Origin of the sequence: Gleimia sp. 6138-11-ORH1 (assembly GCF_024814355.1) — a bacterium.
Taxonomy (GTDB): Bacteria; Actinomycetota; Actinomycetes; order Actinomycetales; family Actinomycetaceae; genus Gleimia.
This window is the reverse complement of the sequence record NZ_JANUXV010000001.1, coordinates 172,681-186,950: the sequence shown is the minus strand read 5'-3', so window position 1 is coordinate 186,950 and position 14,270 is coordinate 172,681. Positions and strand designations below refer to the sequence as shown.

The following is a 14,270-nucleotide window of genomic DNA, read 5'->3' as shown; positions in this document are numbered from 1 at the left end:
CACCGCTAAACCTATCTCCTCTTATGGGAGAGTCTACAAGGCATGACTTTCTCTAAGGAAACCACAAATCATCCAAAACCTACATACTTGTTTGAGAAAAAAGCGCGGGAGCATCTTTCGGACGAACAATCGTAACCTGGTAACGCGCACGGGTTATACCGACTCGTAGTAGTCGCCGAGTAGCTTCGCACTGTGTCTTAGTATCGGTATTACGAAAGAAGGCCCCCTTATACTCCCCTTCAACCAATACGACACCGTCAAATTCCTTGCCCTTAGCCTTGTGTATGGTCATAAGGACACAGCCGTGAGGGACACGTTGGTCAGATTGAAGTTTGCTTACTTCAAGCGCACGACGTACGTGGTTGATGGCATCCTTGTAACTACCGTGAAGATCCCATACGCGGGAAAGCCGACTTCCGATTTCATCGGTGGCGCGGAACAATCGGATAAACATAGCTTTTGCATATAGATCCGACAAGTCTTTCCCTACATTGAGTAAATCACGTGCGTTAAGCCAATCCTGAGTAGGATCTCCACTAAGTGCCAACCCGCTGTCGTACAAGGCAGCAAGATATTTGGCGCTCTTCAACCATTGCTTTTTACCTTTGCGAGCACAATCAGCAGCCCTTCGGTAATGCTCGCTCTTTTGTCGAGTCGTCTTGGTTGATTTTATGGCGTTCTTGACATCGAAGTAGTCCCCGATGCGGTCGAAAGTCTGACCTAGTGCAACCTCCTTCGAGTAGTTCGACCATTCCAAAACTGAGGCTACTACCAAGGCAGCCGATGCACTTAAGTCGGCATCCCAAAGCACATCGTGTTCTATGGGACTGATTACTCGACCATTGATCTTGTGCTCGCTCCCGAGAATCGCAGAAATCTTCCCAACCAGCTCGTTCGTTCTTGCAAGTACAACGACGGACGGATCGGCGATGCCCGCTTTGCGGAGCGAATTAAGTGTCCTGAGAACACTTTTGTAGACGGTGCTGTCAAATGCTTTTCGCTGGTAAAGTATAGTGTTGACTTCCTTAATTTTCGGGAGAGGATGGTTCTGCAACACCGCATTAGCGAACTGCAAGATTCCGGTACCAGGGCTTCGATGGTTCTCAGTGCTAAGGTCGAATTCTGCGGGCCTAAGGTGCGCACGTAGATGATCTAGGCGCCGTGGATCCACACGCTCATCATAATCGAAGATCCGCTGATCTGGATCAGCCATGAACACTGTCTTCGATCGTAAAGACATCGCTTTGACCAGTTTCCACTGCGAATCGTCGGTGTCCTGAAATTCATCCAGGATGATCACAGGGTACTTGTCAGCGAGCAGAGACGCAATCGACTCACTACCAACAACGAGCTGAGCAGCGGCGGTCGCGAATTGACTGAACACGTAGCGACTTTCATCACATGCGAGGCGTCTCACTTCGGTGCTCCAGTCGCCATCGAAAGCCGCCTTTGCGAGCTTCTCTTCTACTGGATAAATAATGTTCGGAGGACGTCCAGTGAGAAGGCGGCCGTGGGCTAGCAGGATGTCCATTGCAAATGCATGGTAAGTACAGACGGCAATCTGCTCGCGTTCCTTGGAGTCTAAGATATCAAGACAACGAATCTCGACCTGTCGTACGGCAGCCCGCGAGAAACTCAGGAAGAGAATCTCTTGACCAGATTGCAAGGCGGGGAGCATCGCTTGAGCTTTCAGGAGCGACAATGTCGTCTTGCCCGAGCCTGGACCACCAATCACCAACACGGGGCAATCCTGCGCCAGGGCTTGCTGAGCAGTCTCGGAAAGCTGTATTTCCACAGAGTTCATTCCTCGAGTTCGATCTCATCATTGAGTTGCTCATTGATAGACAGGAGTGCGTCTCTAATAAAGGCGGGTAGCTCATCCTCGCTCTGACACTGATCAATGAGTATTCCGGTATATCCAAAGCCGTATGCATCGCCTTTACGAGCCTTCAATACTTCCAACGCCAAATCAGCCAACTCATCATCGGAAACCTTACCAGCTTCATATTTGTAGTTGTTTGGATAGTCATCACGCTGAACGACTTCCTCCAGAAAGCTCCGTAACACATGAACCGGAACCTGATTCACCAGGATCTTCTCAATACCCTTCTCCGGCGATACCCAGAGCTCCTCGAACGACTTTTCTTCCACCAAAGCGCCCCCTTTTTCAGGGGCATTAAACTTGTCACGCATGCCATAGACCTTTTTTCCAAGAGCCTTGAAAATCGGCGCATACTTTGACACTTCTCTGTCGTTACCCGCGTTGAAAAGAGTGACTCCAGCGAGGTCGACGTGTGAGTAATCATCGCGGAACCGTTCAAGCGCCGATGACACTGCCTGTACGGCTACCATCTCCGTTTGCCCTTCAAGTACAAAGACAGCACGACTCAAGATTGCCTCAGCAAACTGACGGCGCTGCGTGCGGTAGGTCTTCGCCTTGACTATCTTGGTATCGATAGGTTTGCCAGAGAAAGTATTCCCGTCACGCGCGAGGATAACTACATTTTCTGGGTAGAACTGCTCGATGACATATGGGGAGTGGGAGGTGACGATCGACTGCCCCATCCGTTGAAGCACATATTTCGTTATGCGCCGTTGAATGTGCGGAGGAAGCGCAATCTCCGGTTCTTCCATCACGAAAATAACAGATTGCCCTTCCTTACGGTCCGCTATTATTGTAAGTAATGTGAACACTAAAAGATTGATTGAGCCGGCCCCTTGCTTGGTGAACGGAACCGCATAGTTACTCGGTTTCGTCGCGATAAAAAGCTGTACAACCTCGCGTAGGTTCTCACGCGTTAGATCCGAGGCGAAGAAAGACATAGATTCCTCACCTCGAGCTAGATGGACGAATTTTCCAAGGCGCTCTCGCATTTTCTCGCGGATGACCCTAAGTTGTTCAATCTCTCCGATAGCAGGATCAAGACCTTGCAGCGCCTCAAGCGTCTCACGCCACATGTCAGCAGTGCCCTCCCCCCCTAGGCGGAGAATGGTATCAAGCAACGAACCACGATGCAGGCTGAGTGCACGGGTCCCAGTTCGCAAATCTCGAAGGAAAATGAATCCACAGAGCCGCTTGTGTGCACGGCTAAATACAGTGAGCCCAGATCCCAACGTTGAACGCATCTCTTCACCTAGGTCGTCAGATTCTCGCAAGGGATGCTCAAAGAAAGTACCTCCGATAAAATCGTCTTCATCTTGGTCGTAGCGTCCGATAAAGATGACAGGTAGTGCCCAGACGACTCTTTTGTCATCAGCATTTTGGAGACTGTCAGCTTTTTCATCAACGAATGAGAGCTTCTCATCGTTCCAACGCCGAAGGTGCTGGAAGAACCTACGTTGTTGTTCATCTGAAAGATCATTCAGAACGACACGGATTCGAATCTCACACGGTTTATCCTCACTACCAAGATAGGTGCCATGAGAGAAGTCATGCTCATTGATGATGGGATACCGACGAAGTCGCTCTGGTCCCAAGACCAGTTCGAGTGCCTCACACACTGTGGACTTCCCGATGTTGTTCCCGCCAACCAACAGGGTGTGCGGCTGGAATACTATGCGTCCTTTAGTAATTCCACGGAAGTTATCGATCTCGAGCTGTCTGACTCTCATTTAGCACTCTCCTCATTTTTCAGGAGCACAGGGTTGTTGCAGGTAGTTACCTCGGTCAGCATTGCACGGACCAAGTATACCGAAATTACCTCTTCTACAAGTTTTCCAAGCTCTCGGACATTACCATACCTTCCCGTGTGCGCATCAAACTTTGACTTAATCTCGTCTCTTTCAAGAATTGCCTGTTCATCGGCAGAGAGATTGTCTACATGATTGTCAACCATTCGATTTATAACTTGCCTGATCTCGTCAGGAGAAAGGGGCTCAAATCGGATGAGTGCATCGAAACGCGAGTATAACGCGTCTCCAAGTGCTAAACGTATCTCGTCTTCCGAGCCATAGTTTGACGTACAGATAATCAGCGTTGGACCAATCTTAACTCGATAGTTCTTATCTTCGAAGATACCCTGATCAAAGATCTCATAGAATGCTCTATGAAAGACTAGGTTGGCCTTATCAAATTCGTCAATTAAGATCACTCCTGAGGAACGATCAAGCAAATCTCGCGCGAATGAGCTCTCAGAATGTGTGCCTCCAAAGACGTAAGATGCGAATTTATCGCTATGAAACATCGAGAACTGCTTACGAAGTAATTCTCCACCAAGAAGTCCATTGATGAACTTAGCGGTCTCGGTTTTGCCGACACCTGATGGGCCATAGAACATGAGAACGATCGGTCGCGTGCGCCCTTCTTTAGTAAGTGGGTACAGAGCAGCCAGCATCTGTTCTCGAACCTTCTGCTGACCCACGAGATGCTGCGAAAAACCGTCGCGGAATTTGATTAAGGTATCACGCGTAACGGCTGGGTAAGTATAGAACTCAACCGCCGGGTTATGCGCTCTAACTAATTGAGCGTAAATCATCTTAGGCGGGTTGTTAAGAATCAGATGTTTTGGATTTATTTGCCTAATAAGACCGATAAAGTTAGTGATGGCATGCTCCTGGAGACTCGCATAGTCACTGGACATCACAATAAGGCAGTCTGACCGTGGCGTTGGCGTCATAATCTCAGTACTCTCTTGCCCTTCGATGGTGTGTCTGATACGACGTTTGGCTTCGTCATAGTCGTTGACTGTGTCAAGAAGATAATGTCGTTTTTCTTTCCCAAGTTGTTTCTCAAACCAAGAATGAGGTCCGAAGTAGATGCTAACCTTCGTATCACTCTCCATATTCAACCCCTGCTAAAACGATGTCATATACGTCCAGAAATGTGCTTTCTTCCGTCGGGATACCGTCGACCACTTCCAAAGCGGTGACTCTTGAAGCGGTATTGGGTTTCATCTCAGCCTCCATTGTAAGGCTAGACTCTGAACCCTTACCTACGCGTATTCCATGGAATACAAGATGCATACGTCCGAGATCAACAAGTCCATAGTTGTTTCTAAAAGCTTGAATATTAAATCTTAGGATTCGTTTTTTGCCGTTTTTATCCTGCCCGATAAGTTCGTAGTACCCTTTCGCCGACATTAACGCACTATCTAACTCAGCCAGATTGAGGGGTAACTCATTGATTTTGAGGATCGCGAGGTACGGCGTAAACATCTTCATGAATGCTGCCGAGTCAAGGGGCGCAGTTACCGTCAGCCCTGTTAACTTCTCAATACCATTCAGATCACAACACTTTCTAAGGTAGTCGGTAAGAATAGTGTTCGATAGGGTTTTATTTAGGATGCTACGCCCGACCGCCGATACACTTGCAGCAGCGCCAGCCTCTACCGAGCCTCCAAAAAATGGTAGCCAGTTGAACTTTGTGGCAGCCCTTGCATCTGCATCAGCCGCTACCTCATTTACCCGTTCCTTGGACGACTCTCTCAAAGATGCCTCTTTACCTCCCGCTACGATATCCAGCAAGTCCGAAGCCGACTCCTCATCAAAATAGACAATCTTTATGAGAGACAGATTCCCTTGGTCATTGGTTGCAGCATTCATCTGTGTCCCTCTCCAAATCTGCGAAGATGAACACCTTACATCTTCACCTATTCTTTAACACTAGTAACCACGTGTAATCGCCTGAAATTAAATAAGTTACATTAAAACACAATTTTTCCATAAGATTGATTCAAATTCATGACAACTCACCGAAAATGCTCCAGCACCAGGGATAATTAAATTCCAAAGCTCAACCGGCATCGAAGGCACCCACTTTGCTTGATTAACTCCAAGTTGTCAAATTACTTTTTGTAGCGCAAATTGGCAATGAATGGACGCTCCTCCATCGCCGCTAGTTAAATGCAGTTAATTCGAATTATCCTAGACAATAATTCCGATGATAAAACCTCCGGATTTTTATTCTAATGCGTTCAAATTTTTCACTATACCTCCCAAAAATAAGAATGTGGTAAAGGCGATTCTGGTTTAACCCAAACCGAAGATGCCGATGGCACAGACGATAGTCTGGATCGATTCACGGGTACTGCGTAGTAACAAGACCTGGGGCTGCTCCGGGTAAGCCTGTGGAACGAAATAGAGCAGGCGTATTAAGACCCCCGAGGCACGCAACAACAAGTGCGTGAGGAAGGGGGCGAAGCGGAGCGCGATCACGATCGCAGAGCTATCTATTATACCGACCGAAAGAGAGAGCGTAACTAACAACTGAGTCTTTTCCTCTTACACTCCTTTCCTTCATCCCCCGCCAGCGATCTCTTGGGAGCACAGGGAAGTCGCAAAATGGCAAGCTACTTGAGAAACAGACAATGCCTCCTCTGATGGCATTCCCCTGCACCGTAGCCACATCACAAGGGGGCGAACCGAGTGAGTATAGGTTCGGCGCACCTATACATAACCGCGTCTCGTGGTCATGTAACGACCCATGCCTGCACGTCCAGCACGAGACGTACCCTCGGGTCGACTGCACTGTTTTTTAGATCTAGGAACGACCTCGTTGAAACCATCTCAAGAGCTGACACAACCTGACTAACCGAGATGTCACTGGTCAGTGGAGATGCGACACTCACTGCCCTGTGTAGACTGTCAGCACAGACTGACGAGAACACTGAGCGCTCTGGATATCAGGTGCCGCTATGAAGTTGCCGAATACCAAGCCCGAATAAGTCACCGTGTGGAAAAACGATAGCCTCTCATGAGAGTGTACTCAGCTAATGTTTGCTAAGCATTCCATCAGAGCTACCGGCCGGATTCACCACATCGAAAAGGCATTCCCCTGCCCCGGCTCTGTGCTCACGGAGAGGATGACAGACGTATTCTCCGTGTACTACTCATTCCAGCTGTCACCCAACATCCGACGAGACTATGCGCACGCTAGAGAAACACAAGCGAGACATTGACACTACCATCCAAACCACACACATAAAGGAAACCTTGTTCGAGGACGAGATTTCGATTGGTGTGTTCTACAGGTGCATTGCAGAAGCAACCATTGACACACCTGCTACCAGATCTTCGAGTATTTCGTGGACAAGATCTTCCTCGAACGCGAAGATATCGTCACCGCCTCATACTTCCACTACAGCGCCTGCCCATCGAGTATGAAGGCCTCGAAGCGGCGCTGATCAACGGAGGACAGAGCGGGGGAAGTGTGAACCTACGCTCGAAATCGAGAGTTCGACATTTCCCCTCATGTTGCCTGTACTCAACTTTGGTTACAAGACCCAAGGGAGTACACCGAACTGCGAGGTGGGAGCTATTACTTCGTTACTGTTATAAAACCACACGATTACAGTCTGTCATCTAAGAAATAGGAACCGCATGTTGCACTGATTTGACCTCATACTAGCTGTATGTCAAGAACCGCTTGATAACAGCATCGTATGATTGAAGCTCTCCAAACTAATTCTTGAACAACAACAGAATCCGTTCTGATACGGCAACTGCAACATCACACGAGTTAGAAAGTCTCGAGTTGAACTGAAAATCATCTCAACGTCTTCCGGAGTCGAGGCGTAATGTCCTTCACCAGGAAGCCAGACACGTACCGAAGGATTCTGAAGTCTTCTACAATGCCCTGCCACCTCGTCACCTAATATTGCAGGACAATTCATGTCTTTCTCGCCATGTATCTCCATGACATGCAAATCTGCTCTGAAACCCTGAACCCCGTTGAAGAAGATACCTCGTCCTCATCCAAATTGAATCGCCGCACGAACCGTTCCCGATGCTTTGGATCAACAGTACATACATACTCTATGTGTCTTTTCAAACCAGAGGTAACGGCACCCAATAACAAACCTTTAACCCTGCAGAACATATTTCACTCATACAAGGATCAAAATTCCGTAAGCCGGTAATCGAACAATAGAAACGTTGCTTCGAAATCTAAAAACGACTCCTATTAGATAAATCGAACCTGCGGCTCCTCACCACAAAATTCACAGCAACCAGCAGAAGAATGAAACCTACACAGACAAGCACACTCGTAGAATAATTCACTAAAGGCTGCCCACCGATGAACGGTGTTCTGCACAAATCAATGAGATATGTCAGTGGATTTAGCAGAGCTATTGTGCGCACCCAGTCAGGAAGAGCATCCACCGGGTAAAACGCACCGCCAAGCGTAACCAGCACGACAATCGTGAAGGAAACCGCTAGAAAATTATCATACAAAATCGAAATTTTCACTAGAAACAACGACAAAAGATAGCTAGTAACAATGAGGAGCACTACCCCAGTAAGTACGATCTTCAATGCAAAACCACTGTAGTGAATTTCTAAGAGCGGTGCCGAAACAAGCAAAACGACAAGACTTTGAACCGATGCAAACGCAGTCTGGACAATTGCTTGTGCAGCAGAAAAACCATGAAATCCACCCGGAGCAAGAATGATGATATCGGATCTTGAATCACTAGTATCATCACGCGCTTCATAGCAAGAACCTTGCACAGAGTTGATAATAATATTTACCAGAGCAACCGATAACACCATGAAAGTAACACCGGTATCACCTTCAATATACGTCGACGCGAATATAGCGAAAAGCGTAACGGAAAATAACGGGCGTACCGCCATAGAGAACGTATCAATTGGATTTCTCCGAAGCGTCTTCAGATACTTAAATGCTACCGCAGTATTCATCGTTCACCTCCAATCTTTCCTCGTTCCCGGTATCTCGTCGTCGATCTCGTTACCCAAGCCATTCCAATCATCACGAACAATGCACTGACGAATAAACACACCGCTAGAGCTTCAAAGCTATTCGTACGAACAAATTCATTGAGGTACGTAAATGGTGACAACAATGATCCCATCTTAATAAGTCCGTTCAGTGCTACCAGCGGCCAAAGAACACAAGATAAAATCTGCAAAATATCAAGTATGAGATTTATAAAATGAAACGTTCGATTAAACCTAATCTCAAAACCGTAAACAAAACAAACTATTCCAAGAGTAACCGGAACAGAAAGTACAGCAAATAATAGCATCCTGCCTACCACTATTGGGAAACCTAAGAACATCCCCAATATGGCTGTAGAAATCAGCGAAGACACTAGGTAAAATCCACAGACACCCAAAGCATAACCGAGTAACCACGAAATAAGATTTCCTTCTGACTGAAGGAACGTATCCAATCGCCCACCAGATGAAATACCTTGGATCGAGACAAGACATTGAATGACTACCGCAGCAAAGAAAGACCAGATCATATTTGTGTAAATATACGGACGCTGACTCTCCGCATTTAGGTAGGTAGCCCCAAGGAGAAGCAAAGGCAACACTTCCATAATTGGCGTTATCACTAAGAGCTTAGTCCAGATATTAGGCAATCTAGAATTTATAACAGCACTATATTTCGCATGAGTTAGTACATTCATCATCCGTTGCCACCAAGAAGAAAGAACGTATCACTAAGGAGCGGTTTACGTGCCGAATAAGCATTTCCAAAGTCTGCGATATCACTTGGATCCTTAACCCCGTAAATCAAAACATCCGCAGTGACTGGATTTGATTGCCGTATGATCAATCGACATCCTGGAATCTGTTTCGCTCTTAAGCGCACGCGCTCTATTTCTTCACTCGATATAGTGAGCGAATATACCGTGTCACCTGCCATTTTCCGAAGCTCGCCAGGAGAACCATTGGCAACTAACTCACCGTGCGACATAAACAAGGCACGATCACATAAATCATCGACTTCGCTCATCAAATGCGTGCATATAATAACGCTAGTACCGTTATATGAAAGACCCCGAACCACATCATAAAGGTCTGCAGCAGCCAAAGGGTCCAACCCCGTCGTCGGCTCATCCAAAAAAAGAATTTGCGGACGGGTAATAAGCGCTCGTGCGATGTTCACTCGTTGCTTCAGACCAGTGGATAACTTCCAAACCTGATCATCGGCACGATTGGTAATTCCGCAAAGCGAAAGCACCTCATTTATCCTGTCACTCCTGAGCTTCCTCGGAATAGAATACAGCCGAGCAACATACTCCAGGTTTTCTTGTACTGTCAACATTCCAAAGAGCTGATTACTATTGCTAGCAAAACCGATTTTAGAGCGCCATCGCTTCATCTCTTTCTTACTGTGGCTCTCCAACAAATCTATTCCTGCTACACAAAGCGTTTCTGCCAACGTCGGCACCCAAAGACTGCTGACAATTCGTAAAAAGGTAGTTTTCCCAGCGCCGTTCGGACCAATAATTGCAACAGTTTCATGAGGCATGATCGTAAGATCTTCAATCTTAAGCGCAACCCTAGTCCCGAATTCTTTCCTAAGATTTTTTATCCTAATAATCGGCTTCACAGCCACTCCATTCATATGCATATGACTAATTATATGTTTGCTTGGGGCACCAACACTTCCAATCAAACATAAGGATTATGTAGTTCCTGGACTACTCAAGCTGCAGTGACAAGTACCTTTAAAGACCTTCAGCTTCGATTGATCAAGATCGATCTTCTCAATTTCAAATGGGTTCTCTTCGGCATCTGCAACAGCATCGAGAAGCCCAATTGTCTCCGCAATAAGATCATCTAGAACCGTGTCCGATTCTCGCGTTGGTAGAGTGAACATCATTCACCTCCTTTCTGAAATTCGTCTGAAAACTCGTCGAGCAAAGTAAACAAATTTACTGAAACATCTGCTTTCGATATTTGGGCCTCGAGTGCATTGTTTGCCGTCCTATACCTAGATTGCTCACTCAGAAAATTCCGAGTTGACAGTTCATGTCTAAGGCCGGAGGCATGTCAGTGAGAAATAATATTTTCTCATGCGCCTCTATTGCGTGGAATCATGGGGATGCGTCTTGACTTTTGATAATCACAGATGGCTTCTTATTATGCCAATACTTTACATTCAGAAGATTCTCTACCTCTGCTACGGACGGAACAGGCTTGAGGTGGACGGCACATCTTATAAAACCTATTCGAAAAGACTGGTTAATAAGTGAAACGAGATCGCAAAGAGGAGCTCGTCTAATATCCCAAGTTATATCCATCTTCGGTCTATCATTTTTGATGAAGGATATCATTGCAAAACCTCACACATCGGCAACAACTTACCCGTTTCAAGATAATTTGCAAACGAAACACCAAAGCATCCTGTGTCGCAGAATTGAGCCTCGCAGTCTTTATACTTGGGCTTGTTACTTCGAGTTAGCGAAGCTTTAAACCGCGCCGGGCGTGAGTACCATATGTCTACCCAATTATCTGAGAGTAGATTGCCCATCCGAAATGCATCATACTGGAGAAAGTTGCATGGAAATACATCGCCGTTTTCATCAATCAAGGTGCGATAGCGGCACCCTTCACAAGAGACTTTTGAAGCTACCTCTGCTAAGGCAGAAGACCCTTCAATTTTTCCTAGTTGCGGATTTGAACTCAAAATTCTTACAGTCGCATAACTTAAATCCATACGTCCAACTGGTAGAAAATTCTCCTCAGCAAGGTCAAGAATCTTATGTACCTGCTCTATATAAATTGAATCAGGCAATGTCGCCTCACACTTGCTTGCACTTCCAGACGGCATAACAAACCAAGAACAAAACAAGCTGGCGCCAATTTCTTCAGCAAACATGTATGTTGCAAGTACATGATGAAGATTTGATTTAGAAATCGTCATACCAATGCTAAAAGGTATTTCCGCCTCCGCTAATCTTTTCGCAGCTCGCGTTGCAGTTGAAAATGAACCTTTTCACCGTCGAGATTCGTTGACGTCCTTATCAAAAAATCTAAACTAATCATTATGCTTAGGTCAGATTGGCGCACATTACTTAGTGACTTAATTGGCCTATCACTAACTCTCGCCCTGTTGGTCGTAATATCGACAGAGATTCCTGCCTCAGATAAAGTGTCTACAATCTCTGGAAGCTCAACTGTAAGTGTAGGCTCCCCGCCCAAGAGGCTCACATACATAGGGTTGAGATCAAGATCCCTTTTCAGAACCTGTTTATTAACAGCATTCTGATTCGGCATGGTAGAACCAAATCGAGCGCCCACTGCACAATATGTGCAAGTTAGGTTACATGATTTTGTCAAGTTCCACCTATGCATAATTGGGTTTCAAGTCTCTGCTTTCCAACATGAAGCGCATCAAGATAGGGTTGCACCCTTTGAGATAAAATTGGATGCGAAACTGAAGTCGCCCTAATTCTTTCATTAAGTGCTAATAAACGTTCTTCATACATGATCAAAGTACCTTGAACATACATCTAGATCCGGACCCGAGGGATCGCGTCCTTGTAAAAATGAATTTGCGGGGCAACCACCCGTGCACCGGTCAAACATTGCACAATGGGGGCGACAAGTGCTCTTATGAAACCTTGAAAAGCGAATTGGTAAGTCCATAACAGCATCAGCAAGATTAAAATCTCCCTGAGCGATATCCCCTAATTCAAATTGCGGACGATTGAGACTTGGACAAAGTAATATTTTCCCTGCTGAACTGATGTAAACCATCTCAGAAGCAATTCCGCATGGGTAGGTCTGACTAGTTAGCCATGATTTCTGTTTCGGAAGCCTCCTAAATATTTCTCGAATCATTTTATCCGGCGCCATAAGATTCTTCGTCGCACGTCCTTCAACTCGTAACGTATCGACCACTATCTCCCGCACGCCTAAATCCGACAGCCATGAAACGGTTTCCGAGAATGTGAGAACGTTATGAGCTCCGATGACTAGGTTAACCTTCACGTTGATTCCCGCTTTAATCAATCTTTTGATGCTAGATACTGTCTTGTCGTAAGCTCGATGACCTTTCCTGAAATTGTCATGAATACTTGAATCTCTGGACTCTAGACTAGTAATAATAGCGGAAGGCTTATACGACCTAAGCACATCAAATGTACTCTCAGGCAAATGCGTAAGATTAGTGAATATGCTATATATGAATTTTTCGTTCCTAATTAATTCAATTATCTCATTAATGTGCGAATAAATTAATGGCTCCCCGCCTGTAAGATCTATTTGACAAATTTCAAGTTCCCTCGCACTGTAAATTGTTTCTTGTAGCCGAGCAAAATCAAGTTCCTGTGTTCTTGTAGGTAAGAAATTTCCGTAGCAGTGAAGGTATCTGAGATTGCAGTTGGCAGTTAGCTCTACGGACATTCGTTCTACAGTTGTTCTTGGAATTCGTAAATGTTCATTTGTGAAACACGCCGGTTCTTCAGTCAACACTCCCCACTCAACTAACTTTTCGATTGATCCTCTGTCGCAGACATCATCATAGTTCGTACTACCATCCCTGATTATCCTCAAAATTTCAGAGAAAAACGATCTAGATACCGGAATATTCAATCCAGAAAGCAGCTACCTTAGCCATGCAGATTGCGTTTGGGAATTGTATGCCATTATCACGTCCGAAGACAACGACAGTGCCCCGTTACACTCCCAATTAACGCATTAAGTTTAACTTGCACTAAGTTATATCAAGTTGTACTCATCGAACATTTTTACACCATCTCAATCCAGGAAAAAGAGGCATAAAATCATTTCACTTAAATCTTTAAGCTAGCCCCCTCAAAGTTTAATCTAAATCCAAAATGTACTTCGAACATTAGTAACATCAAGGACAACTTTAAAAGAACCGAAAATACTTTTAAGCCACAAAAAAGAACAACTTAGCGCTTACCCATACTTTTTAGCGGATAACGTCAGCCCGGATAAAAAACTCCCCTGATCACAGTTTTTGCGACCTGCCAACCATTAACTACAACTACCTACACAGTGCCCACAGAATAAGAAGCCCCCTTGAAGGCCGCGTATTTCCAATGAAAACACGATCCTCAAGGGGTTTATCCCTCACCCAAATTTTCGTATCAAAATGAGCGTCTTAATGGTGGAGCCCAGGGCGCACGCGTCGAACTCTTGCCGATTAGGGATCATTTACTTTTAGTAGGATCCAAAGTGCCTGTGTAATCTCATGATTTTCAGCAACATCTTTTGGTAAACTTCAGCAACAGCGACCCGGAACTATAGCACGGAGCGACAATAACAACCGTTTGGACACAATGATGCGCATTGCCTTTAGAGGGTGCGCACCCAATTGTTAGAACTATCTTGGGCTTTACCCTAAATTTCTGCCCTACCTGGTCTGGCCGGCCAATATAAAAAACTATATAGGTCAACTAAACCTTTAGCATTTCCGATAACCGAACGATTTGAGCGGACCGAAATACAATACCAATCCGAGACTCTATAGGCACCAGCGGATTCAAAGCCGAACGCCCACACCCAAACGATCCTCAGAGGAATGACCTGCGATTAGAATG

General features: G+C 45.7%; 11 protein-coding genes. All 11 read right to left on the bottom strand.

Going from position 1 to position 14,270, the window contains the following annotated elements; genetic code table 11:
• Positions 1-79: 79 nt before the first annotated feature.
• The 11 genes from NXS08_RS00730 to NXS08_RS00685 all read right to left on the bottom strand — a co-directional run bounded on the left by NXS08_RS00730 (position 80) and on the right by NXS08_RS00685 (position 13,173).
• Positions 80-1,795 carry a UvrD-helicase domain-containing protein gene (locus NXS08_RS00730; RefSeq protein WP_259136199.1) on the bottom strand — a complete coding sequence of 572 codons (1,716 nt, stop codon included), beginning with the start codon at positions 1,793-1,795 and terminating at the stop codon, positions 80-82.
• Between the two features lie 5 nt (positions 1,796-1,800).
• A complete protein-coding gene (locus NXS08_RS00725; RefSeq protein WP_259136197.1) occupies positions 1,801-3,612 on the bottom strand; it encodes an ATP-dependent endonuclease in 1,812 nt (603 codons plus the stop codon).
• Positions 3,609-4,781, bottom strand: coding sequence for an AAA family ATPase (locus NXS08_RS00720; RefSeq protein ID WP_259136195.1), 1,173 nt, complete (start codon positions 4,779-4,781; stop codon positions 3,609-3,611). The genes NXS08_RS00725 and NXS08_RS00720 overlap by 4 nt, the downstream gene beginning before the upstream one ends.
• Positions 4,771-5,541 carry a DUF6414 family protein gene (locus tag NXS08_RS00715; protein WP_259136194.1) on the bottom strand — a complete coding sequence of 257 codons (771 nt, stop codon included), beginning with the start codon at positions 5,539-5,541 and terminating at the stop codon, positions 4,771-4,773. The genes NXS08_RS00720 and NXS08_RS00715 overlap by 11 nt, the downstream gene beginning before the upstream one ends.
• 2,343 nt (positions 5,542-7,884) lie before the next feature.
• Entirely contained in the window at positions 7,885-8,640 is a 756-nt protein-coding gene (locus tag NXS08_RS00710; protein ID WP_259136193.1) for an ABC transporter permease, read from the bottom strand.
• The gene (locus NXS08_RS00705) at positions 8,637-9,302 is read right to left on the bottom strand and encodes a hypothetical protein (RefSeq protein WP_259136192.1); all 666 of its coding nucleotides are present in this window, start codon (positions 9,300-9,302) and stop codon (positions 8,637-8,639) included. Before NXS08_RS00705 ends, NXS08_RS00710 begins: the two co-directional genes overlap by 4 nt.
• A gap of 74 nt (positions 9,303-9,376) precedes the next feature.
• The gene (locus NXS08_RS00700) at positions 9,377-10,306 is read right to left on the bottom strand and encodes an ABC transporter ATP-binding protein (protein ID WP_259136191.1); all 930 of its coding nucleotides are present in this window, start codon (positions 10,304-10,306) and stop codon (positions 9,377-9,379) included.
• 75 nt (positions 10,307-10,381) lie between these two features.
• On the bottom strand, positions 10,382-10,579 hold the full coding sequence (locus NXS08_RS00695) for a hypothetical protein (RefSeq protein ID WP_259136189.1): 198 nt from the start codon (positions 10,577-10,579) through the stop codon (positions 10,382-10,384).
• 450 nt (positions 10,580-11,029) lie between these two features.
• Positions 11,030-11,623: an SPASM domain-containing protein gene (locus NXS08_RS00690; RefSeq protein ID WP_259136187.1), complete on the bottom strand. Its 594-nt coding sequence runs from the start codon at positions 11,621-11,623 to the stop codon at positions 11,030-11,032.
• Between the two features lie 29 nt (positions 11,624-11,652).
• Positions 11,653-12,054, bottom strand: coding sequence for a radical SAM protein (locus NXS08_RS07380; protein WP_396232230.1), 402 nt, complete (start codon positions 12,052-12,054; stop codon positions 11,653-11,655).
• 126 nt (positions 12,055-12,180) lie between these two features.
• A complete protein-coding gene (locus tag NXS08_RS00685) occupies positions 12,181-13,173 on the bottom strand; it encodes a radical SAM/SPASM domain-containing protein (protein ID WP_259136186.1) in 993 nt (330 codons plus the stop codon).
• Between the last annotated feature and the right edge of the window lie 1,097 nt (positions 13,174-14,270).

Coding starts and splice junctions, on each gene's coding strand:
- NXS08_RS00725 (WP_259136197.1), bottom strand. CDS start 3,612: ATGAGAGTCAGACAGCTCGAGATCGATAACTTCCGTGGAATTACTAAA.
- NXS08_RS00720 (WP_259136195.1), bottom strand. CDS start 4,781: ATGGAGAGTGATACGAAGGTTAGCATCTACTTCGGACCTCATTCTTGG.
- NXS08_RS00715 (WP_259136194.1), bottom strand. CDS start 5,541: ATGAATGCTGCAACCAATGACCAAGGGAATCTGTCTCTCATAAAGATT.
- NXS08_RS00710 (WP_259136193.1), bottom strand. CDS start 8,640: ATGAATACTGCGGTAGCATTTAAGTATCTGAAGACGCTTCGGAGAAAT.
- NXS08_RS00695 (WP_259136189.1), bottom strand. CDS start 10,579: ATGATGTTCACTCTACCAACGCGAGAATCGGACACGGTTCTAGATGAT.
- NXS08_RS00690 (WP_259136187.1), bottom strand. CDS start 11,623: ATGACGATTTCTAAATCAAATCTTCATCATGTACTTGCAACATACATG.
- NXS08_RS07380 (WP_396232230.1), bottom strand. CDS start 12,054: ATGCATAGGTGGAACTTGACAAAATCATGTAACCTAACTTGCACATAT.